Here is a 22650-nt window from a genome sequence, read left to right as displayed (position 1 = left end):
CTTGATTGTTATCGCTTTCATTATACATGATTTTACGTAGGACTTTTTATAATTCTGCAGAAAAAAAGACTGTGCACCTACACAGCCTTTCATCTTATTTGTTCTGTTCGAGTATCTGCTTTATCTTTAGTAAATCTTTTTTGTTTGCTTTTTTCATCATAAATGACATAAAAGGAGTGACCATTTTTGAAAATCCAGTTGGAACCCCTTTGTTCTGGAGCGTCATTTTGGTTACTCCAACATTTTCCGTGTTCCACGTATAAGTGGTCTCCATCGGGAAAGGACCATTTGCTGTTGTCATCACTAACTTTTTACCGGGAACATAATCTGTGACTTCATATACGTATTCAAGTTTTCGTCCTAAGAAATAAGCGATAAACGCCATTTTCGAACCTAATTGCAGAGGTTTCATCGTAACCCATTCAATTTCTTTAATGTTTTCGTACCAATGTGGTGCATAATCTGGATCGGCAGCATAGTGAGCGACTATGTCGATCGGACGATTAATGGATATCTCTGTTCTTACATCAACCATGAGAATCTCCTATTTTTGTTCAACGAACTTTTTCAAATTTTCTGCAAGCAGCTCGTTCCAACCGTGGCGATGTGCTTCTTCCCAATGTGGTTCAAGAATCCCAACAGCTTGGTGAGAAAGCTGTAAAACAGTTCGTTCACCGTCTTCAATCAGCTTGTAAGAATAAGAACTATTTACGGAGCCACTCATCCCTAGTAAACCATTCAATCGAATCTCTTCGTTTCTTTTGTAATACGTAACATTTCCCCATAAAGCTCCCTCACCATTTCCCCAATCTTCATAAAAACGGCCTGCGAGTTTAGGCTCCAAGATCAACTTCGAATCCTTATCTCCCACTCTAAAGTGCCACCAGCTACTAATGTCTTCTGTTAATGCTTTGAATACTGTTTCTTTTTTCGCTTGAATCACAACTTCTTGCTCGATATGAAAAGAGTCGACCTTGATTTCTTTTGTTTGTTCCATTTTATTATCTTCCCTTTCTTCTACTAAATTTTTGATCGCAAGCAATGAACTCGCATGCGGTGCTTCATATTTACTTACCCACCTGTTATACAGCTCTTGAAGTGGAATAACGTTCAAATAATTTACTCGTAGTCTACCTTTGCGACGGATCGTAACAAGCTTTGCGTCAACAAGTACGGCTAAATGCTTCATGATGGCATACCTAGAGACATCGTATTTCTCACTTAATTCACCTGTCGTGAGTGGCTGACTTTTTAAGTGATCTAGAATATCAATCCGGATGGGATTAGATAATGCTTTAAATACGTCAACTAACTCTTCATTTATCATGGGGTTGATGCCTCACCTGCTTTCCATCTCTTAATAAGTGACTTAAAGGTAACATATATAATATGTGACTTAAAGGTAACATTTAATAAAAATAATGTCTACAAAAAAAATAAAACCCGGAACGAATTCCGGGTTTTTCTTACAAGGAGGTTACTGATTAACGAAGTCCGCCTAGCGCTTGTGCTACAAGACGCTTAGTGATTTCGCCACCTACAGATCCGTTTGCACGAGAAGTTGTGTCTGGTCCAAGATGTACTCCGAACTCAGCAGCGATCTCTTGTTTCATTGCGTCAAGAGCTCCTTGTGCTCCAGGAACCACGATTTGGTTGCTGTTATTACGTGCCATGCGATTTCCCTCCTTTGGGATAATATGTACGAAAAACTTTTTTGTTTTCCGTTAAATGTAGTATGGGTTAATTCTGAAAACCTATTCATAGAAATATAAATTTTTTTCAAAAAAAAACAAGAACTCGTCACAAGTCCTTGTTTTTCAGCTCTTTGCTTAACAAATCTTCTTCTATTAATTGTGCTCTCTTTAACTCTTTCGCAGAATGTTTCTTAAAAAAGACTACCGTTCTCCACGCAAAAATCGTAAAGAGGGCAAGCGTAATTAAAGCCGGTATGTACTCAAGTTTGTTCTCTGGAAATACGATTGGCAACATATCTTTGCACCCTTTCGGTAAACAATTACGCTTTATTATACCAAAAACGAACAATAATTGATATGTTACACAGCTCTATTTGTGTTGTTTCTGTTAACGCTTTCTACTTGTTTGCGACGTTTATCTGTGAGTTTGGTAAGAATGATGACAAGAACGATGCCTAGTGCAAATCCTGCCAAAATATCAGATGGATAGTGAACACCAACATAGACACGGCTTAAACCGAGTAAGAACGGAAGGATGGCACCTGTCACTAAGATCCACCTTTTTTGATACCGTTGATACAAAAGAACAGCTGCAAACAAATAAAACGATGTGCCCACCATGGCGTTACCACTCGGAAAACTGTATCCGTCCTCTTCTAACAAGCGGTAGTCTTGTGGTCGTTCCCGCTGAAACATGGACTTCACTAGTAAGTTCAGACCATAAGAAACCAGAATACTTCCAATCAGCAATAAACTGTTTCTTATTTGTTTCATTATGATAAGTACGATTGCACCGATTAAGCAGAGTCCAGCTAGCACTTTTGCGTCCCCTAAATGCGTGATAGCTAGCACCATTTCATTTAACCATTCTGTTCTGAGAGCCAAAACCTGTTCTCTTAAACTCGAATCAAAAGTGGTTATGAAACTTGAGCTGTAAAACGAAAGACTGACAAAGATTAAAATAAACAAACTCAACATAAATTTCATTGTAATTCCCCCTACTTATTATATTACTTCAGGGCATCCAATATTAGGAATAGCATTTGGGGGGGTAACGGATAAAAATTGATTTACTACGTAATTAATTGAAATTACCTCGTATAAAAATCCGATTACTACGTAATTAATTGAGATTACTACGTATTTATTTACCGATGTCTCTTTCAAACAGACAACGCTCACATTTTCCACCATGAGTGGACGCTGTATTCATCAACTCTCTCACAAAAAAGAAAAAGCCCTCCTACAAAGGAGAACTTTCGCTTTCTGCTTCACATTCTTTTATATAACGGTTCCACGGATGTTCTCTGCATTCTGTGCTGCACGAGCGTTTATGCTCATGCTCACACTCTTCACACATCAACAGATGCGCGTTGCATTCTGGATTTCCGCATTTTACGTAACGTTCTTCAGGGTTTCCGCAGTGATAACATTTGCCGACGACAACTTCTTCCCCTGTTCGGTTAACAGGTACAGAGATCCGCTCATCGAACACATAACACTTTCCGTCCCAAAGCTTTCCTTTGGCTTCTTCATCATATCCGTAGGAGATGATTCCACCTTCGAGCTGTGAAACGTCATTGAAGCCCTCTTTTACTAAGAATCCTGAAAACTTCTCACAACGAATGCCGCCCGTGCAATACGTAAGAACTTTTTTATCCTTGAACTGACTGAAGTTCTCACGTACCCATTGTGGCAGTTCACGGAACGTTTCCACATCCGGTCTAATCGCATTCTTGAAATGTCCGAGGTCGTATTCATATGTGTTACGCGCATCTAAGATCACGACATCTTCTGATTCCATCGCTTCAAGCCATTCTTTTGGAGAAAGGTGCTTACCCGTCAGTTCATTTGGATTCACATCATCTTCCAAACTTAAGTGAACGAGCTCTGGACGCACACGAACTTTCATCTTTTTGAAGGCGTGTTCGTTCGATTCCTCTATTTTAAAAACGGTATCTGCAAAACGAGTATCATTCTTCATCATCTTCATGTATGCTTCAGTCTGCTCCACCGTTCCAGATACGGTTCCGTTGATCCCTTCGTTCGCAACAAGAATTCTGCCTTTGAGTCCGATCTCTTTACAAAGAGCGAGATGTTCTTCTTTAAACGCTTCAGGGTCTTCGATCGTTACGTATTTATAATACAATAATATTTGAAAGTCCATCATTACCACCTACTTATGCATCTTAAAAAACTACCTTTCCTATAATAACAAATTATGAGAAAAAGAAAAATACAGGACGCATCCTGTATTTTAGATTTTATTTAGTGTGCAGTTTCTTAAGATGTCCGCTGCCTCATGTGCTTCTTCATCTTCCGCCAGTTCAAGGGCTGTTTTTCCGTCCTCTTTGGCAAGATATGGATCGGCTCCTTTTTCAACAAAGTAAGCGATCATTTCAGGATCGTTATGCTGAGCGGCTTGATGTAGAATGGTCCAGCCTCCGCTTTGCTTTTCGTTAATGTCGGCTCCGTGTGATAATAGGAGACTGATCATCTCTTGGCGATTCTTCATATTCGCTGCAGCGGCATGAAGCGGCGTGTTCGCCATGTTGTTTCCTGACTTCACATGAACATTAGCTCCATGTTCAAGTAGTAACTTCACGATATCCATATGTCCAAAGTGTGCGGCTAGATGAAGAGGTGACCACCCTTCACTTAGTCCGTTTATATTTGTATCTTCGTTTTCTAAAAGTTCCTCAACCTCAGTTAATTTCCCATCCATTGCTGCTTGGTGCAGATTCATAGTATCCACCCTTTCTGATCGTTGTTGTAAGACTACTTCGACTTCCCGACACGAAAACCCTTTTACATACATTTATTTACAAAATTTTTCTCTCATTCCCAGTTGTTTCGCGGTCTAAATTATGTGAACATTTAAATTGTGAAAGTCGTTGGGGGAACTGGATATTCGGGGGATATTATGCGTTTAAAAATATTATCTTTATCATTGGCTGCTTTTCTTGCTATGACAACTGCAGCACATGCTTCAACACCATATACGGTTCAGCAAAATGACACACTGTGGAAGATCGCACAGCATCAAAATGTAAGCGTATCACATTTAATCGGAATGAATCGTTTGACGAGCCATAACATCTATCCTGGTCAAACGTTATACATTCCATCGTCTTCAAATCTACACAAAGTAGTAAATGGAGAGACGCTTAACAAAATCGCTTCGGCGTCAAATGTTAGTTTATGGGCAATTCAACAGGCAAACCCACAGATCAAAGAGATCAATTGGGTTTATCCTGGACAAGTGATCGAGCTGCCAGCGTCTGTTGCCAAACAACAGCCAGCACCAAAATCCGCAGCTCCTGCACAACCTTCTGTCGGCTCAACTGCTACACAAGTTTCACAGCTTGTGAATGCAGAGCGTCAAAAAGCCGGCCTTGCCCCATTAACACTTGATGCTGAACTCAGCAATGTTGCTTTGGCAAAAGCTAAAGACATGATTCAGAATAACTATTTTGATCATAACTCACCGACTTACGGCTCTCCGTTTGACATGATGCGCAGCTTTGGAATCGATTACACAGCTGCGGGTGAGAACATTGCAAAAGGACAAACTTCACCTCAAGCTGTTATGACAGATTGGATGAACAGTCCTGGGCACCGCCAAAATATTTTAAGCTCTAACTATGACTCCATTGGAGTTGGCTATTTTGAAGGAGCTTGGGTACAACTATTCAAAAAATAAGGATCTTCCGCACGACTTTCCACTAAAAAAGCATGCAGCGCTTAAAGCCGCATGTTTTTTATTATTGAATGAATCTGTTTTCAAGCATTATTTCTTGAACGACTTGTTGCAAGTCCTTTGGAGTAAGTAAACTTGTATGAAGCAGATGCTTAGAGTCTAATCTTGAGTTCAAGAACTCATGAAAAAGGATTAAACACCTTTCACCCATTTGCTCTTCTGCATCCCGTAAAGCATCTCTTTTTACTAACGTCTTTTCATCTGCCCAAAGGACAACATACTTGATGATTACGTTGGATTTATCTAATAGAAGTTTTAGCCACTCTGCATCCTTTGGAAAGGTTATGTAATCGATCACAACGTCACAGCCATGATCAATGAAGTTCCTAGTAAGTTGAAGAATGTTATTCCAGATCAAATCATGCTCCTGTTCACTTTGCCAAGGTTTCTTTCTGCCGTTAATATGCATATGACTTATATCATCACCAGATAGATAAGCGCTATTGGATAGACTTTTTACAAGCTCGTTCGCAGTTGTTGATTTCCCGACTCCTGCTGGTCCTGATAGGAGATAAACGGTTCTTGCATGTTCTGTTGTCACTGGTGTTCCTCCATACTTAGAACTTTAATTCTAATTCTTCTAAAAGCGCTTTTGCACCATTCGGACTGAGTACGAACTTCCCGCCTGCACACATGGCATTTTGATCTGTCACTTCTCCCGTAATCACGCACGAGTTATTCGGTATGTATTTCTTTAAAATAATGCGGTCATTCTCTACAAAAATCTCGATCCCATCTTTAATGTCTAGATTCATCATTCTTCGCAATTCAATCGGAATGACGATTCTTCCTAACTCATCTACTTTTCTTACAATCCCCGTGCTTTTCATATGCTTTACCTTCCTTTTCTTTCTTCCAAACGAAGTAGTAAATTCTGTAATACATGTCACCTTACTCCAACACTTGGTAAATAATGTTTTTTCATTGAATTAATCATCTCAAAAACTTCAATAAATAGGAAGAGGATATGAGTTGGGTTAATTTAATGGGCAGATAGGACTAATTTATGTGTGAAAGATGCGAGAAAATGATATTACTAATTTGTCATGAGTCAAAAAACCTATAACATTTTCCCAAAATAAAAAACCTACAGTCAGATAACTGTAAGCTTCAAGCAAGTTTTTTCTAATAACATGTTATGGCCACACTAACTTTTCTAAAACTATTTTTTAAAGTCAGATAAGGCATTCAACGCTTTTTCAATATTAGACTCAAAATCAATTGCATCTAGCATAGCTAATCCCTCTATAATGATGAATGTTAAAGGCGCTAATTTCTCTTTTTCTTTATCGTCAGCTTGAATGAGCTCAGAGCAGTAATGAATAAAACTGTCCCCAATCTGTTTTGCAATTGATAGATAAGGCTCTTCTTTTTTTGAAGCTCTTGCAATTAACTCGAGCCAAAGTTGAATGTAGGGTTTCACGACAGGGTTTTTAATCAATTTGTACAGGTGGGGTACTAATTGATTAAAAGGAATAGAAACTGTTCGCGCCTGTTCAAGAATAGTAATTAGGTTATCGGATATTTGAGTTAACACTTCTTTCATGAGCTCTTCTTTGTCCTGATAATAATGAAGCAACATTCTGTCACTCGTCCCTGCCGCTTGTGCTAAATTTCTCAAACTTCCCGCTTGTAAACCATTTTCAAGAATGTGTTTTGCCATTTTATCTTGTAGTTCTTGTTTACGTAATTCGCCTTTTTTCATCACATTTCCCTCGTTGCATTTTTTATGTAGTATATGCTACATTTTATTTATGTAGCAAGTGCTACATTTTAAAAATGGGAGGGAGTCATATGATGAAGAACACTGAAGTTGCAGAAGTTATTGAGTCAGAGAAACCACGTTTATTTAGTATGAAACAAACAGGAATTCTAATTGCATTTGGAATTGTCTTTTGGTTTAGTGGAGCAATGGCTGTTAAATTCGGATATTCCGTTGGTTTATTTGGCAGAGAAGGAAGTCTGATTTCCTTCGCACTCGCTATACCAGTATCTTGGCTTTCCGTTTTACTCATCATTAAAGGTGCAGATCTTAAGCCGCTCCAGATTGTTCCTGGCATTGGGCTAGGTCTTGCAACAGCTACTTTCTTTGATGGAATCGTTTTGACTTGGGGAACTTGGGTTTACGGTACAAATTCAGATCAGATCAGCTTTGGTGCAGCATGGATCTTATGGGGAGCTTTTACGTTTTTAGCTTTCGCATTTTTTGAAGCTTATCGAAAAGGAATAAAGTTGGCGTAGTTGTCAAAAAAAAATACCAAATACACTTTAACTGCAGTGTATTTGGTATTACTTCACTCTCAAAATCTGACCTGGATAGATGAAGTAGTTATTATCAAGATTGTTCCAACTTTTAATCTGCTGAATTGTGCTGCCATATTGCTGACTAAGAGCATAGACCGTATCTCCACTTACCACTGTGTGATAGATTGCTTTTTTAGGAAGGTTGAAGCTCTTCACAATTCCATTTACATGTCCACGCGCAATATTTTCAATAAAGGACGCCGTTTTTAGTTTATTGGCGTCATTTACGTTATCAATAAACCCATTCTCCGTTAATAGAGCAGGCATGTTCGATTCACGTAATACATGAAAGTTTGCTGTCTTCTGTCCACGATCACTGAAATTTACGATTTTCAAAATTTCGGCATGCACATTATCCTGATACGTCGTCGTTGGTGCTGTTGAACCCGGATAGATATAATCTTCGTACCCTGTTCCCCCACCCGCATTCGTATGAATCGATAGAAAAAAATCCGCTCCCCAAGCGTTTGCAGCATTGGTTCGGTCTGTTAAAGACTTCGTTACATCCGAAGTACGGCTCATTAAAATTGAAATATTGCTATATTCAGCAAGTAAAATATCTCTGATTCGAATGCCTATTTGAAGAGTAAGTGTTTTTTCTGTGAGGTTGTTCCCCACACCTCCAGGATCAGAACCACCATGACCCGGATCAATAAAAATTTTCACCATTTTCATCACCCCTATTATTCATCATATGTGGCATCTATGAAAAAGGTTTGTACTTTACTAGAGTCTTCTAAAATAATGCTTATAAAAAGGTAACGTACAAACGCCTTTTGTTTGATCGTGTCCAATCAAATAGATTTCTTCCCTCATAATCTATTACATAGAGAGTAATACTTCTCTATATCATGCATTACAAGGATATGGGGTGTCTTTTATGCGTAATTTCTTAAGTCTATTAGACGGATTATTTGCTGATAAAAAAATCCGTAAGACTCCACAAGACAAAAAAAGAATTGGCTAAAAATCTATAGTCTAGCTTCATTTGAAGTTAGGCTAGAAGTACATAATTTCTAAACTTAAAGTTGAAGGAATATAAGAGTTCAGTAAAGTCAATGCATCAATACTAATAGAAAAAGACTCGTCTAGTGCGAGTCTTTCAACGTATACGTTAATTAAACTAGATCAGCAAAAGGATTAATAACTTTCCAACCCCTACCTTCAAACAAATTCTTTAACAGCCAAATGTGATCACTTCCGATTAATAAGAATATACGTTCATAATCATGTACCGCAACAATATTAACTACATTCTTAAAAATCATGAGTTCTCTTTCAAACCATTTATTTATGAAGTTAAAACCAACCTTTTCTTCTTTTTCATCTTCAACTGATACAAAAGATAAATACATGTTTTCTATTTCTGCGATATAGTCTGCATGGTTTAATTCTTGATATGAACGAATTAAATTTGTATCAGATTTAACATCCGGTGTTTTTTCAGTTAAAATATTCATCGACCTGTAAATTTTCGGATATCGTTGCACGGAAAAATTGAGTTTGTCCAAATCCTCTTGAGTAAGATTACCTGTCCAATCTACAGCATATACATTTTCGTGTTGCAATTTTTGTGCTAATTTAAATCCTATTTGCTGAATTTCGTTTAAGGAGTAGTTCCCTTTTGAATCCTTATATTCCTTATTTAACTCATCATTAAATTCCATTTCCCACTCTAATGCTATTTTAGTAGGGTTAAAATCCAATAAGTATTCAACCAATCTTTCAATTTCGTATTCTTTATCTTTTATTACCTCTGCATGTTGTTCAAAATGATACGTTCCTACAAGTATGATTTCTTTCATTTGGGATGACCTCATACTAAGATTAGATTACTATGATGTTGTATGAATGTAGATAAAGTTCTTATATATAAATCTGGTTGATCTCTATGTACCAAGTGTCCAGCAAATGGGATGACAGCTATTTGCGTGTTAGTATGTAATTTCTTATACGTAATCGCGGCTTCCACTTCGAGTTCTTCTCTTTCTCCTACCATACACAAGATGGGAGCTGTCACATCTGAAAGGTCACCCGTTTCGTGAAAAGGATAAAATTCATCTGAGTTAAATGATTTGAGCAATTCTCTCCAATCATTGTTTCCATGCATTTGATTAAGGGCTTCTACAATCTCTGGATTTCCGAATAGATTCTTATGATGTTCTGCTTCTTGTCTACTAAGTTCTTCCCAGTTGTCAGGTTGTTTTGGAAATACACCAGAAAATGTTAGCGTCTTAACTTTAGACGGATATCTTTTGGCAAACATTAATGCGACAACTCCACCAATTGACACACCTGCAATATGAAATTCACCTATGTTTAACGAATCGAGTGTATCCTTTAAATCTATAACACATTGATTAAAGTAATCTTCCAGAGTTCCTTCAGATTTCCCATGGCCTCTCAAGTCAGGTCTAATCACTTTAAAATGATTTTCTGCAAAGTAATCCTTTTGCTCCTCATACTCTGTTAAACCCGTCATACCTCCTGAATGAATGAAAACAATAGGTTCTCCATCTCCTGCTGTGTGTGTATGTAAAATCATTTACTACAGCTCCAGTCGTTAAAGTATTTGTCACTCTACTAATTTACCATAATTTTCAATATCCAGTATGTACGTCAATAAAATTTAGAAATTAATAATAGACTCGCTAATAGAAGCCGAGTCTATAGATTTTTCTTGATAAGATAATAGTAAGCAATGGTTATTCATCAAAACCCAGATTTATCGGTCGATCAGGTAAATTCTCTGATCCCATCATATTGGTAGTAGGCTCTGTTTCGTCAACTTCCTCAAACTGAAAACCATCTGCCCAAACTTTCCCTTGACCTGCCAACAGCACTCCAAAATGTATCGAAGCACTTTCCGCAGGAACATCAAGCACCACTTTATAATAATTCCAATCGGAAGTTCCTGTAATCGAGCGGTTATCCATATTGTCGAATTGAACAACATCGCCTGATTGGTTGTCTACGCGGAACCATGCTCCACACTTTGTTACATCCTCTGTCTTCAAGTAGCACGACATCTTTATTCTCTTTCCTCTAAAACGATCCGCTGAAATACTTTGCATCATCGTTCCAAACTGTCCTTCACCCATATCCCCTGTTGCATACAAACACCCTGATTTGGTTCCAGTATGAAATACCTTATCATCTGTTTCCATGCGATAATCACTTGGATGCGAACCGCTTAACATCCACCCTTTTACTTCCGTTGTTTGATTCATTTCATCTTCCTCCATCCCACTAATGGTTCTCATCAGTTTTCGATACTTTCCCGGTGGCATGTTGTATAGTTCTTTAAATGAACGTGTGAACGCTTCTTGTGATTGAAACTGTAATGAAAATGCGATAGCTAATATGGACTCATCCGAATAGAGAAGATACATGGCTGCTACCGCTAAACGTCGCTTACGAATATACTCACTTATCGTTTGGCCCGTTTCTTTCTTAAAGATCCGCGATAGATGAAATTTTGAATAACCTATTTCATACGCATAATGTTCTAGGAACCAGTCATCTTGCAAATGTTCTTCAATGTAACGAATGGTCTCCTTTGTGACTTCACTATACATCCTGCTCACCTCACTATTATCATAATAGAAGGAGAAAATGAATTTTTGATATTATTTGCTATTCTTTCTATATTTTCCATACTTATTTTATGAACATCGCACGAAATAACACAGCCGAATTTAATTCGTTCTTTTTTTATAAAAAAATGCACTTCCTCTTCTCGAAGAAATGCAATCATTTAGTAATTATATATGCTTAATATACCTCTTGATTATTCGTTGTGAATTTTATCCTCAACATTACTGCAGCGATGCTACTCGACATTCCAGCTAACAGAAACAGCCAAGTAAACCATTCCAGACCCATAGTCGGAGATCTAAACGTTAATGAACTGGCTAGAAATAATGTAAGACCGAGCAAGCTAAAAAATACGCTCAGTTTGTTCGTGTGATTTCTTAAAAGCCATGTAGCAAGTAACACAAGAATATACAGCAAACTGATTATCATGAGTATTGGAAACAGTGGTTTAAATTTTGCGGCGTAAATGAAATGATCGAATCCAGATATCTCAGAGACATTTGTTACTGTTCCATGCTTCCAGTTTGAAAACATAGCCGAGTACTTCCATTCCCACCACGTATCTCTTAATTCACTTCCTTCATACCATGCTGAAAACGTTGAAAAAAGAAACACAATAACTGCTAAAACAAATTGAATCACATATGACATAAGTTGATTTCCTCTCGCTTGATTATGTACCTTATTTTACCATGCGATTCCTTTCGTTGCTTACTACTTTTTGACTAACTTTTACTTTAAGGCAAATTTAGCCTTGAAACACATTAGATTTCTCACCACTAACATACAAAATATGGTAAATTAATAACATATATCTTAAACTGAGGTGCAGCCCCTTATGAAAAAATACATGGGATTATTTGCAATAATCATTTTTATCGTGGGTTTGATTCCAACTTGGCTTGGAAAGTACATTGGATTCTTTGCAGCTTCTTATGCATGGTTTGCGCTATGGGGCTATATTGTAGCCTGGATCTTAACACTTTTCTCTCGTAAAGGGAAATGGAAAACGGCAAGTATCTTGACACTAACTCTATCTGGATTAATCGTGATCATTATTGTTTTTTTCTTGATCGTAACTTGGAATAAGCCCTAATCTATCCAACTGCAATAGACCAGATTATAGTCTGGTCTTTTTCATTAGCCGATTTTCTCCGCTAACTCTAAAATAATTCCCTCGGGACCACGAACGTAGCATAGTTTATAACTTTCTTCATATTGCTCGATCTCACTAAAGGTCTCCATACCCTTCTTTTTCAAAATAGCAACGATCGCTTCAAGATCCTCAACAGCAAAGCAGATATGTCGAATGCCTAGTGTATTTGGTGAGGGTTGTTGCGTATCTGAATCATCTGACGGCGTATAATATTTGACGAGTTCTATCCAGGTTTGACCTTCAGGCATTCCTAAAGCTACACAGCTCGTTCTAACATTTTTTAGTCCAACGATCCTGTCCAACTGATCTCCTTGCATTTCCCATTCCGCTTTCACTTCAAGCCCTATATCTTGGAAAAATGCTTTTGCTTTTGAAAGATTGTTTACGTTTATACTCACATGATCCATTCTATTAACCTTCATAATCAATTCCTCCGATGTTCATTATGGCTCATAAGATATATTCGATTGCACTACTCTTAAACCTTTTTGGAAGTGAGAGTTCCCTTTTTGAAGTTTACTACACTCAAAGTTTCCATCCTATTCTAAAATACTTATCTAGTTAAATAGATACGCACAAAAACTACTAGAAATAGGTCATGTAAATAGACTTCTGTAGTAAGACCTTATCATCTTTTCTCGATGTTCCCGAAACTCGTATACATATTTCCTTTTCTGCATTATATTGGAACACATTAAGAGGAGGAGAGTTATTATGAAAAAGTTTATCAGTCTATTTACTGTGCTTGTTTTTTCACTCGTGCTCGTTGTTCCATCATTTGCGTCGGCAGCCCAAAAGTTGATTCAACCGATCAACAACGCTTATATCACGGCCGGGTACTTGAATGCTAACTATCAGAAGAAGTTTGGTTTCAAACATTATGGATGGGACTTAACATCCTCTAACAGCAGCAGAGCGGTTTGGGCGAGTGGAACGGGTAAAGTCTTAGCAACAGGCTACGATAACGTTTTAGGAAACACCGTCATTGTGAAATATCCTGCAGCATACATCCATTCAACGAAAGCAACGAAAGATCTTGTGTTCCGTTATAATCACTTAGCTTCAATTGCTGTATCTAAAGGGCAGAGTGTTACAAAAGATACACGATTAGGGAACTATGGTAATACAGGATTGTATTCAACTGGGCCACACCTTCACTTTGAAATTGATACAGATACGACTTATTATCAATATTCTCCAACGTTAGGATCAAGTTCTAATATTATAAAAGCAGGTACAGCTAGCACGGTGTTATCTCCTAGAAATGTTCTATATACCAAAGTTTCTAGTCCAGATAACCAAAGCATTTACATCATTGGAGATGGCTATCAATCTTCCTCTGAAGATGACCTTCCTTTTAAAAACTAATAGCAAAAGAGACAAAGCAACTCTCGCTTTGTCTCTATTTATTGTTCACTTTATTTATCCCAACTGTCGTTTGAACTTTTTACTAGCAAAGAAGTAAGCAACCACCATAATTCCGATACACCAAGTAAGCGCAATCCAGATATCATTTCCCACTGGTCCCTCATATAATAGAGCACGAATCGCGTTCACAATGGATGTTACGGGTTGGTTTTCAGCAAAGATCCGCACGACCTTAGGCATCGTTTCTGTTGGTACGAATGCTGAACTGATAAAGGGTAAGAAAACGAGCGGGTACGAATAAGCTGTTGCTCCTTCCATTGAGCTTGCTGTTAAACCCGGAATAACGGCGAGCCAAGTTAGCGCTAATGTAAATAGTCCAAGTATTCCGGCTACAGAAAGCCAATCTAAAAGTCCTGCGTTAGAACGAAAACCCATCAGCAAGGCGACTAAGATTACAATCAAAATCGTAAGGGCATTAGAAACCAGTGAGGTTAAAACATGTGCCCACAATACGGACGATCTTTTGATTGGCATGGTAATGAAACGTGCCATTAACCCGCTCTTCACATCTGTAAACAGCCGAACAGAAGTATAAGCCACACCTGATGCGATCGCCATTAGCAATATGCCTGGTAATAAGTAATTCACATAGTTGTCTGTCCCTGCCTCAATCGCCCCTCCGAATACATAAACAAATAATAGCATCATCATAATCGGGGTAATAGCCACCGTGATAATCGTATCCGGACTTCGCATAATATTACGCATTAATCGTCCTAATAAAGTACCTGTTATGCTTTTCATTTACACACTCTCCTTTTTACCGATGATGTTGAGGAAAATATCCTCTAGTGATGGCTGCTTCTCAACGTACTCCACTTTCGCTTTCGGGAACATTTTTTTTAGTTCTTGCAGCGTGCCGGTCTTGATGATTTTCCCACCATGTAATATCGCAATACGATCTGCGAGCTGCTCGGCTTCTTCCAAGTATTGTGTGGTCAGTAATATTGTCGTTCCACCATTGGCAAGTTCTTTTACAGTATTCCAAACTTCAATACGCGCTTCAGGATCAAGTCCTGTTGTTGGTTCGTCGAGAAAAATAACGTCCGGTGTTCCAATCAGACTCATGGCAATATCCAGCCTTCGTTTCATACCCCCAGAATATTGATCACTGCGTTTGTTCGCAGCTTCTGTTAAGCTGAATCTTTCAAGTAAATGATCTGCGACTTCACCTGGATTGTTAACACCTCTTAATTTAGCAATCATCTTAAGGTTTTCACGACCAGTAAGCATTCCGTCTATGGCTGCAAACTGTCCTGTTAAACTAATGCTCTGACGAACTTCATCGGTTTGACGATCGATATCATATCCACAGATTATCGCTTCCCCTTCATCCGCTTTCATCAATGTGGAAAGAATGTTGACGATCGTCGTCTTCCCCGCTCCATTTGATCCTAACAAAGCGAAGATTTCTCCCCTGTTCACCTCTAAATTTACTCCTTTTAAAACTTCCTTATCTTTGAAAGACTTTTTTAAGCTTTTTATAGAAATCGCTTTTACACTCATGTTTTTCCTCCTAATGAATTATGATTTCACTATTTAGTATCACTGATAATAAGTGTTACTTAGTACCGAGTAAAAAAATAACTGAATAGTTCACAGTACATTCTATTCAGCCATAAATGTTACTCTTTTCCTAATTCCTTCTGAATACTTTGGTTCAGATCTTCACGATATTTAGCAAAATAGGTTTTGGCGTTAGCTACAAGTTCATCTGCGAAAGATGCCACGTCTTCCCCTGTAATGTCTAGCACTGGTCTCCCTTGTGCTGCTCCTGCTTCAAACAGATCAATCAACTCATACTGGATGTGTAGCATATCCATTCCGTTTCCGGATGAAAAGTTCCACATATACGTTTGAATCTTTTTAAACACAAACTGATAATCCTCTGGAAGAGCTTCAACTCGCGCCATCATCATTTTGTATTCTTTCTTATCACCGATCATCTTTTTAATCCATTCCAACATATTTCTTTCCTCCTTTTTATCCCTTTCATTCATCATGCTACCGAAACACTTTATGAGCTTATTGTGATTTCAATACATTAATCTTTGAAGATACGAAATCCCATTTTCGCCAAAAGGATTCAAGTTCTCGTCTGCCAGCTTCATTAAGTGTGTAAAACTTTCGAGGCGGACCCATATCTGAGGGCTTCTTGACGATGTCTACTAATTTCTTCTTTTCCAATCGGACGAGGATCGTGTATACCGTACCCTCCACCACTTCTGTAAATCCTAGATCGTTTAAGCGGCGTGTAATTTCATAGCCATAGGTTTCATGACGGCTGATGATTTCCAATACGCAACCTTCAAGTGAACCTTTTAGCATTTCTGTTAAATGTTCGATGTCAAAAGCCTCCTTTATTTCATCTGACCTATAATAAGTATGACTTAGTACCGTTGTAAAAAAATTTGAAATCACGACCACTATTTAGTATTACTTATTACCTCTACATTGTATGACTGAGTACCGGAAATGTCAACTGTTTTCCAAATATAAATTTTAGCTAAAAGACTCGCCTAAGATAACGAGTCTTCGAATTATTTACCGATTTCATATTGTTTAAAAGAATCTTGAGGGTAAATCCATTGCAATTACTTTTGCAAAAGGAGAGTGAGATCATATTGCAAGGTTAAATCTCTGTTTTCAAAATATTCATACTCAATAGTACAGGGGAATGACTTTCGCTCGTGATGAATGTTTTAATCTAATACCTTAAGTGTTACTTTAATAGTACATTACTCAATTGCCTGTTCTCCTCACAGATTAACCCATCCTCTACCAGGATAACTCTTTTAGCTTTTTCAGCAATTTTCACGTCGTGTGTAATCATGACGATGGTCTTGCCTTCTGCATTTAACTCCTGGAAGAACGCCAGGACTTCACTCCCCGTTTTTTGATCCAGAGCACCGGTTGGTTCATCTGCAAGAATAAGGGGACAATCTCCAACCAAGGCACGCGCGATGGCTACACGTTGCTGCTGACCTCCTGAAAGCTGATTTGGCCGATGGTGCATTCGTTCTTCCAAACCTACTCTTTCAAGTGTCTTTGCTGCTTTAAGTCGCGCATCCTTATAACTTTCTCCTCTAAGTAGGAGAGGAAGTGCAACATTATACAATGCGGTATATTTTGAAATTAGATTAAATTTTTGAAAGATAAAGCCTATTTTTTCATTCCTAATTGTAGCGTAGCTTTTCTCAGACTGGTCTTGAATATTTAACCCATCTATAAAATAGTATCCACTATCTATCGTATCAATTAATCCGATCAGATTCATTAGTGTGGTCTTTCCAGATCCGGATGGTCCCAAAATGGCAACAAATTCACCCTGTTCTACTGTAATGGAAACTCCTTTTAGTACATTAACTTGATGCTCTCCTATGCCGTATGACTTATGAACATCCTTCATATCAATTACTGCCTTTTCCACCTTGACCACCTCCTGTTCTCGGTTTTTGCACCTTAACTTTTTCGATTATCTTTCCATCATCACCATAATAGATTGATAAGATGCTGCTAGGAGTGATTTCATTCATGCTTACCTCATTTTCTTCCATACCATTCTCTCCACGTGTAACGGTCACAATTGAAACTCCTACAGGGATTACAACGGTTTCCACTTCACCTGTATATTCCCTTTCTCTCACACCACCACTACTGGCACCATCGCCACCGCGGCCACCACCTCCGCGACCTCCCCCATTTTCATTCTCCTCTTGATTCCCTGCTGGTTTTTCAGGTTTCTTTATTACTTTCAATGACACTTCATTTCCGATTATTTCAGAAACTTCACCAAATAAACCTATTTCATCCGTGTTACTTTCAGTTACTGAGTTGTTTTCGGTTTTCCCACTTGAAGCTGTGTTAGAATTACCTTCCCCAGGACTCGAACAAGCTATTAAAGAAATAAGAAGCAAATTTATAATAAAGGATCTTAAATATGTTTTCTTCATGCCAATTACTCCTATCAATCGTAGTTTAATGCTTCAATTGGTTTTAGTTTAGATGCCTTTGCCGCTGGATAATAACCAAAGAACATACCTGTTATTACAGAGAACCCAAGACCAATGAACAGACCTTCTATTGTGGCCAAGTACTTAATATCCGTAAAAGAGAGGATCCAAGGAGCGAATATACTGAGTAGAACTCCTAATATTCCACCACAAAGACTTATGAATGTAGCTTCAAGCAAAAATTCCATTAAAATGACTCTTCTTGCTGCACCAATACTCTTAAGGATACCTATTTCACGCGTGCGTTCCTTAACAGCTACCATTAATACGTTCATAATCCCAATTCCGCTTACGATCATAACAATAGCTGCAACAGCGATTAAAAGAGCAGACATCGTTTTTGATGTTTCCTGCGCAGATGAAAGTGTGCTCCCAGCATCTACAACTGTATAAGACTCTGAATCCCCAGTGACTTCTCCAATATATTGTTTGATTTCATCGATTGCGGGTTTAACGCTGTCTATATTGTTTGCCTGCGCGATAAAGGTTACAGACGCACCTCCTCCGCCTCCTCTTGTGCTACTGCCGGATGTATATTTCACAGCGACATCATAAGGAATGAACACCATATCATCAGCAGAGGTTGAATTGGCCAAGCCTCCTCCGGTACTCATTCCTCCAGAGCCCCCGATCCGATCCAATACACCTGTAACGGTATAGGATGTTCCTTTTAAAAGAACTTTTTGGCCGATTGCTACATTCACATCTCCTTCAAATAAAAGATCCGCCATGTTATACCCTAAAACGACCACCTTATTTCGCATCAAACCATCTTCGTCTGTAAACAGTTCTCCAGATACTGGTGTAAGATTCGTAATGCTGGCGTATGCTTCATTGATACCTTGTATGTTTACGGTCTCAGCAGTTGTGCCATAGGCAATATCAGAAGAAGTTCTTGTGCTTATTCCTACATTGCTCACATTTGTCAAGAGTTCAGACATTTGAAGAGCGTCTTCTTTTGTAAGAGTTTTGGAAGTTGATCCTCCTCCCCTTCCTCCTCCAGTCCCACCACGTGCTTTTGAAATCGTAATACTTTCAACCGAAAGTCTTTTGTATTGGTCTTCCACTGCTTTTTCACTTGCATTTCCAATCCCGACTACCATTATGATAGTGAACGTACCAATGATGATTCCAAGTGATGTTAAAAAAACACGTAACTTATTGTGAGCCACGCTGAGCATAATCGAACGTAACTGCTCAACTAACTTCATTTTTTCACACCACCTATAATGATGGTTTCTCCTTGCTTCAGACCATCAGCTACCTCTGTTTGGACTCCATTGGTCAAACCGGCTGTAACTGCTCTTTTTTTAGTTTCTCCTTCTTCAGTCTTTACATTGACATATTGCTTGCCATCTTCAACGAAGATTGCTTTATTTGGAATAAGCAGGACATCTTTCTTTTCTTTTTTTAGGAATGTGACAAAAGCTGTCATCCCTTCCTTGATCGCAGGGTTCAGTTCGGACAATTTCCCTGTAACCTCATAAGTAACAATTCCTGAACTATCAATATTTGGTGTGTTATTGACAGAAACCACTTCACCCTGAAGATTCTCTAGTGATAAAGAATCAACAGATAACCTCATTTGCTGATCTTTTTCAATTCCTGAGATATCACTCTCGGTCACACTTGCCTTTACATAAATGACAGAAGGGTCAACAATGGTCATAAATGCTGTTCCAGAAGTTGCTGAGTTCGTGTCCGTACCTGATTTAACACCAGAGACAACTTCTCCCACTTTATAATTAATACTTGTCAGTTCTCCATTAATCGGTGCCTTAAGATAAATTTTATTCAAGTTATTTTTAGCTTCTTGTAATTTATTTTTTGCATCCTCTATCTCAAGACCTGCACTTTGTATAGAACCATTGCTGTTGAGTAAAGTCTGATATTTTTTATTCTCTACTTCGTAGGCTGCCTTTAGAGTAGAATCATCCGGTCTTGCATCCAATTTGGCTTTTATATCGTCGACCTTATATTTAAATTCCAACTTATCAATCTCATATTTATTGACCGCTTCATTGTAAATGGCATTCGCTTTGTTTAATGCGTTTTCTGCTTGGGTAACTGCAAGTTTTGAGTCCGCATCATCAAGTACTGCTAAAACATCTCCCTTTTTTACTTGTTGTCCTACTTGTGCTTTTATTTCTTTGACCGTTCCATTTATTTCAAAATCCAAATTGACTAGAGGTAAACTGATTCGACCATCCGAACCCAATCCGACCTCCAAATTACCTTTCTTCACCTTTTGTTCTGTGGTTTTTATCGGCGCGGTTGCTGTTTCCTCCGTACACCCCGCTAATACACCTGCCCCTAATGAACAGGTAAGAATGAACGCTAATGTTTTTCTCTTCATGAGTACCAGTCCTTTCATTTTAAAGTACAAGGTTCATAGTATCGGGTCATTGTGATGTTCTTGTGAGAAACATTAACTTATTTATAGACATAAAAAGACAGTCCTCAAGTTGAGAAACTGTCTTTTGAAAAGATCATATTCTATTGAGCAAAAACCAAAATTCTACACCATCATCAATATTTCTTAACCCACAATCCCCTTCATGATAGGATATTATGGATTTTACGATAGAGAGTCCTAGTCCTGAACCTCCAAACTCTCTTGTACGAGCTTTGTCGACCTTATAAAAGCTGTCCCATAACCGATCTTGCTGATGGGATTGAATTTCTTTACCAGTATTATAGATTCCTACCCTTACTTTATTCTTTGTCTCCTGGACAGAAACGGCGATTATCCGATTATCATCAACGTGATCCAGTGCATTATTAAGATAATTGGTAACTACTTGCTCTATTCGTTCTGGGTCACCTAACACTAAAGTCCTGCCTTGTGATTTGTGATGCAACTTAATCCGTTTTTCGGCAAAAACTAATTTATATTTATCAATGATATCCGACACTAGTCTAGTGATGTCAACCTTGACCATATTCATTTTTTTAGAACCTGATTCGAGATTAGCGAGGTCTAACAAACTATAGACAAGTTTATCCATTTTCTTTGTTTCATCAATAATGACGTCACAATAAAAATCTTTCTCATCCTTATTGATATTCAACTTTAATCCCTCGGCATATCCTCCAATAAGCGAAATAGGTGTTTTCAGTTCATGAGAAACATTCGAAAGCAATTCCTTGCGCGATTGTTCCACTTTCTCCTTCAACAAGATATCTTTTTTCAACTGTTTATTCGCAATATCCAGTTCGTTGATCTTCAGATCTAATTGCTTAGAGAGAAAATTGATGTTCTTACCCAATTCCCCGATCTCATCGGATGAACTCACTAAAATTCTTTCAGAAAAATCCAATTTTGCCATTTTCGATGTTACTCTATTTATTCTCACAATGGGTGCTGAAATGCTGTTTGATACATAAAACACAGCAACTATACCAATTAAACCAACGAATATCGAGGTGTATAGAATAAATTCACTCGCAGCCTTAGCACTGTCTTTCATAGCATCAATGGACGTACTGATTAAAGCATATCCCTTGTTACCATCTGGTAGTGTGATGCTAGAATAGAGGCTCAAAAATTCTGTTTTTGTCCTTCTGTCCTTTCTTGTTACAATAAACGGTTTGTCGTTAAAATTATCCAGGTTGCCTTTAATCAGTTCTTCATCAGGCATGGCTGATCGTGAGGATTGATTTTGATATTTGGATGGACGCTTCAATAACGCTAAGCGATAAACTGGCTCGAACTCTTTGTCAAAAATTAAAATCGTAACATTCTTGTTATCTTGTAAAGCGGATAACTTTTCTTCATAGTTCTTTTCTGTGGTTATGATTTGTTCGATTTGGTTATAGCTTTCTTCCAACATGTTTTTCTTGTTGAACAGATAAAAATCTTCTAAAAACAATGCGTTTAATAGTTGGATAACCGCTATAAAAAGCAGAATGATGGTTAGTAGGATTCCATATAGCTTTCTTCTTATTGAAAATCTCACTTTTGTTCCCTCAATCTGTAGCCTACACCCCTTATCGTCTCAATAAAATGACCATAATCTCCTAGCTTGCCCCTCAACTGTTTGATGTGGGTATCCACTGTTCTTAAATCGCCATGATAGTCATAGCTCCAGACCCCGTTAAGAATCTTGTCTCGTGAAAGTGCCAAATTTTTGTTTTTAAATAAATACAAAAGAAGATCGAACTCCTTTGGGGTGAGACCGATACTGTTTTCATCAACATAAACGGCATGCTGATGAATATCTACTTCAATGCCTCCAATATTTAGCTTGTCTTGCTTCATTTTTTTCATTTGCTTTAAAAGGTTTTCCACCCTTGCGACCAAAACGCTTGGAGAGAATGGCTTACAGACGTAATCATTTGCGCCAAGCCGAAATCCAGTAAGTTGGTCGCTTTCCTCCCCTTTAGCTGTCAACATAATGACGGGTACTGTTGATATATTTTTTATTTCACTCAATACTTCCCAACCATCCATCAGTGGCATCATCACATCGAGAATGATGAGATCAATAGATTCACTCTTTTTCAAAAAAAAATCAAAGGCTTCCTTACCATTTTCAGCACATATTACTTCAAAACCTGCGCTTACTAGAAAATCAGATACAAGCTTTCTAAGCCTTACTTCATCATCTGCAAGCAAGACAAGTGGTTTATTCATATTTTTCACTTCCAATAAAGACTTTTAATTAGTTTTATCATGTTGTTGTGATGATTGTGTGA

30 protein-coding genes are annotated in these 22650 nt (G+C 38.1%); 4 read left to right on the top strand and 26 right to left on the bottom strand.

The features are described from left to right. Window positions 1-94 precede the first annotated feature (94 nt). The 7 genes from IHV12_RS17495 to IHV12_RS17465 form a co-directional block, all read right to left on the bottom strand. Window positions 95-535 carry an SRPBCC family protein gene (locus tag IHV12_RS17495; protein ID WP_197191627.1) on the bottom strand — a complete coding sequence of 147 codons (441 nt, stop codon included), beginning with the start codon at window positions 533-535 and terminating at the stop codon, window positions 95-97. 9 nt (window positions 536-544) lie between these two features. Continuing rightward, window positions 545-1327: a metalloregulator ArsR/SmtB family transcription factor gene (locus IHV12_RS17490; RefSeq protein WP_231620783.1), complete on the bottom strand. Its 783-nt coding sequence runs from the start codon at window positions 1325-1327 to the stop codon at window positions 545-547. 157 nt (window positions 1328-1484) lie between these two features. Further along, window positions 1485-1673 (bottom strand): alpha/beta-type small acid-soluble spore protein, encoded by a 189-nt coding sequence (locus IHV12_RS17485; protein ID WP_066395381.1) that lies wholly within the window; start codon window positions 1671-1673, stop codon window positions 1485-1487. 127 nt (window positions 1674-1800) lie between these two features. After that, entirely contained in the window at window positions 1801-1989 is a 189-nt protein-coding gene (locus IHV12_RS17480; RefSeq protein ID WP_197130365.1) for a hypothetical protein, read from the bottom strand. A gap of 65 nt (window positions 1990-2054) precedes the next feature. After that, window positions 2055-2681: a phosphatase PAP2 family protein gene (locus IHV12_RS17475; protein ID WP_197191626.1), complete on the bottom strand. Its 627-nt coding sequence runs from the start codon at window positions 2679-2681 to the stop codon at window positions 2055-2057. Between the two features lie 256 nt (window positions 2682-2937). Further along, window positions 2938-3861: a rhodanese-related sulfurtransferase gene (locus IHV12_RS17470; RefSeq protein WP_197191814.1), complete on the bottom strand. Its 924-nt coding sequence runs from the start codon at window positions 3859-3861 to the stop codon at window positions 2938-2940. 90 nt (window positions 3862-3951) lie between these two features. Beyond that, complete coding sequence (locus IHV12_RS17465) at window positions 3952-4440, bottom strand: ankyrin repeat domain-containing protein (protein WP_197191625.1); 489 nt, start codon at window positions 4438-4440, stop codon at window positions 3952-3954. A gap of 177 nt (window positions 4441-4617) precedes the next feature. Between IHV12_RS17465 and IHV12_RS17460 the strand changes: the two genes are divergently transcribed. Next, entirely contained in the window at window positions 4618-5397 is a 780-nt protein-coding gene (locus IHV12_RS17460) for a LysM peptidoglycan-binding domain-containing protein (protein ID WP_231620782.1), read from the top strand. A gap of 61 nt (window positions 5398-5458) precedes the next feature. On the opposite strand, the gene IHV12_RS17455 is transcribed toward IHV12_RS17460, so the two are convergent. The 3 genes from IHV12_RS17455 to IHV12_RS17445 all read right to left on the bottom strand — a co-directional run bounded on the left by IHV12_RS17455 (window position 5459) and on the right by IHV12_RS17445 (window position 7159). Continuing rightward, window positions 5459-5995: an AAA family ATPase gene (locus tag IHV12_RS17455; protein ID WP_197191624.1), complete on the bottom strand. Its 537-nt coding sequence runs from the start codon at window positions 5993-5995 to the stop codon at window positions 5459-5461. Between the two features lie 16 nt (window positions 5996-6011). Further along, complete coding sequence (locus IHV12_RS17450) at window positions 6012-6284, bottom strand: AbrB/MazE/SpoVT family DNA-binding domain-containing protein (protein ID WP_197130379.1); 273 nt, start codon at window positions 6282-6284, stop codon at window positions 6012-6014. Between the two features lie 332 nt (window positions 6285-6616). Next, window positions 6617-7159 carry a TetR/AcrR family transcriptional regulator gene (locus IHV12_RS17445; RefSeq protein ID WP_197191623.1) on the bottom strand — a complete coding sequence of 181 codons (543 nt, stop codon included), beginning with the start codon at window positions 7157-7159 and terminating at the stop codon, window positions 6617-6619. An 89-nt stretch (window positions 7160-7248) separates the two neighbouring features. Here IHV12_RS17445 and IHV12_RS17440 point away from each other — a divergent pair, with 89 nt between their 5' ends. Further along, window positions 7249-7695, top strand: coding sequence for a hypothetical protein (locus tag IHV12_RS17440; RefSeq protein ID WP_197130385.1), 447 nt, complete (start codon window positions 7249-7251; stop codon window positions 7693-7695). A gap of 48 nt (window positions 7696-7743) precedes the next feature. Here the strand turns inward: IHV12_RS17440 and IHV12_RS17435 are convergent, their stop codons facing one another. From IHV12_RS17435 to IHV12_RS17415, 5 genes are all read right to left on the bottom strand, one after another. Further along, window positions 7744-8427, bottom strand: coding sequence for an N-acetylmuramoyl-L-alanine amidase family protein (locus tag IHV12_RS17435; protein ID WP_197191622.1), 684 nt, complete (start codon window positions 8425-8427; stop codon window positions 7744-7746). 449 nt (window positions 8428-8876) lie between these two features. After that, entirely contained in the window at window positions 8877-9563 is a 687-nt protein-coding gene (locus IHV12_RS17430) for a DUF5694 domain-containing protein (protein WP_197191621.1), read from the bottom strand. 11 nt (window positions 9564-9574) lie between these two features. Then, window positions 9575-10303, bottom strand: coding sequence for an alpha/beta fold hydrolase (locus IHV12_RS17425; RefSeq protein ID WP_197191620.1), 729 nt, complete (start codon window positions 10301-10303; stop codon window positions 9575-9577). Between the two features lie 160 nt (window positions 10304-10463). Next, window positions 10464-11336 carry a helix-turn-helix transcriptional regulator gene (locus IHV12_RS17420; RefSeq protein ID WP_197191619.1) on the bottom strand — a complete coding sequence of 291 codons (873 nt, stop codon included), beginning with the start codon at window positions 11334-11336 and terminating at the stop codon, window positions 10464-10466. Window positions 11337-11532: 196 nt separating this feature from the next. Further along, window positions 11533-12006, bottom strand: coding sequence for a YjdJ family protein (locus IHV12_RS17415; protein WP_197191618.1), 474 nt, complete (start codon window positions 12004-12006; stop codon window positions 11533-11535). A 187-nt stretch (window positions 12007-12193) separates the two neighbouring features. Between IHV12_RS17415 and IHV12_RS17410 the strand changes: the two genes are divergently transcribed. Then, window positions 12194-12451 carry a hypothetical protein gene (locus IHV12_RS17410; RefSeq protein ID WP_197191617.1) on the top strand — a complete coding sequence of 86 codons (258 nt, stop codon included), beginning with the start codon at window positions 12194-12196 and terminating at the stop codon, window positions 12449-12451. A gap of 44 nt (window positions 12452-12495) precedes the next feature. Here IHV12_RS17410 and IHV12_RS17405 read toward each other — a convergent pair whose 3' ends face one another. After that, window positions 12496-12933 (bottom strand): VOC family protein, encoded by a 438-nt coding sequence (locus IHV12_RS17405; protein ID WP_197191616.1) that lies wholly within the window; start codon window positions 12931-12933, stop codon window positions 12496-12498. A gap of 292 nt (window positions 12934-13225) precedes the next feature. Between IHV12_RS17405 and IHV12_RS17400 the strand changes: the two genes are divergently transcribed. Next, on the top strand, window positions 13226-13879 hold the full coding sequence (locus tag IHV12_RS17400) for a M23 family metallopeptidase (RefSeq protein WP_197130411.1): 654 nt from the start codon (window positions 13226-13228) through the stop codon (window positions 13877-13879). Between the two features lie 54 nt (window positions 13880-13933). Here the strand turns inward: IHV12_RS17400 and IHV12_RS17395 are convergent, their stop codons facing one another. From IHV12_RS17395 to IHV12_RS17350, 10 genes are all read right to left on the bottom strand, one after another. After that, complete coding sequence (locus IHV12_RS17395; protein WP_197191615.1) at window positions 13934-14683, bottom strand: ABC transporter permease; 750 nt, start codon at window positions 14681-14683, stop codon at window positions 13934-13936. Beyond that, entirely contained in the window at window positions 14684-15445 is a 762-nt protein-coding gene (locus tag IHV12_RS17390) for an ABC transporter ATP-binding protein (protein WP_197191614.1), read from the bottom strand. 119 nt (window positions 15446-15564) lie between these two features. Further along, a complete protein-coding gene (locus tag IHV12_RS17385; RefSeq protein ID WP_197191613.1) occupies window positions 15565-15906 on the bottom strand; it encodes a DUF1048 domain-containing protein in 342 nt (113 codons plus the stop codon). A 58-nt stretch (window positions 15907-15964) separates the two neighbouring features. Next, window positions 15965-16285 (bottom strand): PadR family transcriptional regulator, encoded by a 321-nt coding sequence (locus IHV12_RS17380; protein WP_197191812.1) that lies wholly within the window; start codon window positions 16283-16285, stop codon window positions 15965-15967. A 376-nt stretch (window positions 16286-16661) separates the two neighbouring features. After that, the gene (locus IHV12_RS17375; protein WP_370568830.1) at window positions 16662-17369 is read right to left on the bottom strand and encodes an ABC transporter ATP-binding protein; all 708 of its coding nucleotides are present in this window, start codon (window positions 17367-17369) and stop codon (window positions 16662-16664) included. Next, complete coding sequence (locus IHV12_RS17370; RefSeq protein ID WP_197191612.1) at window positions 17350-17892, bottom strand: hypothetical protein; 543 nt, start codon at window positions 17890-17892, stop codon at window positions 17350-17352. The genes IHV12_RS17375 and IHV12_RS17370 overlap by 20 nt, the downstream gene beginning before the upstream one ends. A gap of 14 nt (window positions 17893-17906) precedes the next feature. Beyond that, complete coding sequence (locus tag IHV12_RS17365) at window positions 17907-19163, bottom strand: ABC transporter permease (protein WP_197191611.1); 1257 nt, start codon at window positions 19161-19163, stop codon at window positions 17907-17909. Then, entirely contained in the window at window positions 19160-20308 is a 1149-nt protein-coding gene (locus IHV12_RS17360) for an efflux RND transporter periplasmic adaptor subunit (protein ID WP_197191610.1), read from the bottom strand. The genes IHV12_RS17365 and IHV12_RS17360 overlap by 4 nt, the downstream gene beginning before the upstream one ends. A gap of 133 nt (window positions 20309-20441) precedes the next feature. Then, entirely contained in the window at window positions 20442-21911 is a 1470-nt protein-coding gene (locus tag IHV12_RS22740; protein WP_197191609.1) for a sensor histidine kinase, read from the bottom strand. Further along, window positions 21908-22588, bottom strand: coding sequence for a response regulator transcription factor (locus IHV12_RS17350; protein WP_197191608.1), 681 nt, complete (start codon window positions 22586-22588; stop codon window positions 21908-21910). The genes IHV12_RS22740 and IHV12_RS17350 overlap by 4 nt, the downstream gene beginning before the upstream one ends. Window positions 22589-22650: the final 62 nt, after the last annotated feature.

The sequence above is a fragment of the Fictibacillus sp. 7GRE50 genome, from assembly GCF_015903875.1.
Classification (GTDB): domain Bacteria; phylum Bacillota; class Bacilli; order Bacillales; family Fictibacillaceae; genus Fictibacillus; species Fictibacillus phosphorivorans.
Note: the sequence above shows the minus strand (reverse complement) of the source record. Positions and strands in the feature narration are given on the sequence as shown.

Excerpts from the sequence above, each read along its gene's own strand:
- IHV12_RS17495 (WP_197191627.1), bottom strand. The coding sequence starts at position 535 with ATGGTTGATGTAAGAACAGAGATATCCATTAATCGTCCGATCGACATA.
- IHV12_RS17385 (WP_197191613.1), bottom strand. The coding sequence starts at position 15,906 with ATGTTGGAATGGATTAAAAAGATGATCGGTGATAAGAAAGAATACAAA.
- IHV12_RS17415 (WP_197191618.1), bottom strand. The coding sequence starts at position 12,006 with ATGTCATATGTGATTCAATTTGTTTTAGCAGTTATTGTGTTTCTTTTT.
- IHV12_RS17395 (WP_197191615.1), bottom strand. The coding sequence starts at position 14,683 with ATGAAAAGCATAACAGGTACTTTATTAGGACGATTAATGCGTAATATT.
- IHV12_RS17420 (WP_197191619.1), bottom strand. The coding sequence starts at position 11,336 with ATGTATAGTGAAGTCACAAAGGAGACCATTCGTTACATTGAAGAACAT.
- IHV12_RS17400 (WP_197130411.1), top strand. The coding sequence starts at position 13,226 with ATGAAAAAGTTTATCAGTCTATTTACTGTGCTTGTTTTTTCACTCGTG.
- IHV12_RS17365 (WP_197191611.1), bottom strand. The coding sequence starts at position 19,163 with ATGAAGTTAGTTGAGCAGTTACGTTCGATTATGCTCAGCGTGGCTCAC.
- IHV12_RS17410 (WP_197191617.1), top strand. The coding sequence starts at position 12,194 with ATGAAAAAATACATGGGATTATTTGCAATAATCATTTTTATCGTGGGT.
- IHV12_RS17390 (WP_197191614.1), bottom strand. The coding sequence starts at position 15,445 with ATGAGTGTAAAAGCGATTTCTATAAAAAGCTTAAAAAAGTCTTTCAAA.
- IHV12_RS17450 (WP_197130379.1), bottom strand. The coding sequence starts at position 6,284 with ATGAAAAGCACGGGGATTGTAAGAAAAGTAGATGAGTTAGGAAGAATC.
- IHV12_RS17465 (WP_197191625.1), bottom strand. The coding sequence starts at position 4,440 with ATGAATCTGCACCAAGCAGCAATGGATGGGAAATTAACTGAGGTTGAG.
- IHV12_RS17405 (WP_197191616.1), bottom strand. The coding sequence starts at position 12,933 with ATGAAGGTTAATAGAATGGATCATGTGAGTATAAACGTAAACAATCTT.
- IHV12_RS17490 (WP_231620783.1), bottom strand. The coding sequence starts at position 1,327 with ATGATAAATGAAGAGTTAGTTGACGTATTTAAAGCATTATCTAATCCC.
- IHV12_RS17440 (WP_197130385.1), top strand. The coding sequence starts at position 7,249 with ATGATGAAGAACACTGAAGTTGCAGAAGTTATTGAGTCAGAGAAACCA.
- IHV12_RS17475 (WP_197191626.1), bottom strand. The coding sequence starts at position 2,681 with ATGAAATTTATGTTGAGTTTGTTTATTTTAATCTTTGTCAGTCTTTCG.
- IHV12_RS17430 (WP_197191621.1), bottom strand. The coding sequence starts at position 9,563 with ATGAAAGAAATCATACTTGTAGGAACGTATCATTTTGAACAACATGCA.
- IHV12_RS17370 (WP_197191612.1), bottom strand. The coding sequence starts at position 17,892 with ATGAAGAAAACATATTTAAGATCCTTTATTATAAATTTGCTTCTTATT.
- IHV12_RS17445 (WP_197191623.1), bottom strand. The coding sequence starts at position 7,159 with ATGAAAAAAGGCGAATTACGTAAACAAGAACTACAAGATAAAATGGCA.
- IHV12_RS17435 (WP_197191622.1), bottom strand. The coding sequence starts at position 8,427 with ATGGTGAAAATTTTTATTGATCCGGGTCATGGTGGTTCTGATCCTGGA.
- IHV12_RS17350 (WP_197191608.1), bottom strand. The coding sequence starts at position 22,588 with ATGAATAAACCACTTGTCTTGCTTGCAGATGATGAAGTAAGGCTTAGA.
- IHV12_RS17485 (WP_066395381.1), bottom strand. The coding sequence starts at position 1,673 with ATGGCACGTAATAACAGCAACCAAATCGTGGTTCCTGGAGCACAAGGA.
- IHV12_RS17425 (WP_197191620.1), bottom strand. The coding sequence starts at position 10,303 with ATGATTTTACATACACACACAGCAGGAGATGGAGAACCTATTGTTTTC.
- IHV12_RS17460 (WP_231620782.1), top strand. The coding sequence starts at position 4,618 with ATGCGTTTAAAAATATTATCTTTATCATTGGCTGCTTTTCTTGCTATG.
- IHV12_RS17360 (WP_197191610.1), bottom strand. The coding sequence starts at position 20,308 with ATGAAGAGAAAAACATTAGCGTTCATTCTTACCTGTTCATTAGGGGCA.
- IHV12_RS17470 (WP_197191814.1), bottom strand. The coding sequence starts at position 3,861 with ATGGACTTTCAAATATTATTGTATTATAAATACGTAACGATCGAAGAC.
- IHV12_RS17480 (WP_197130365.1), bottom strand. The coding sequence starts at position 1,989 with ATGTTGCCAATCGTATTTCCAGAGAACAAACTTGAGTACATACCGGCT.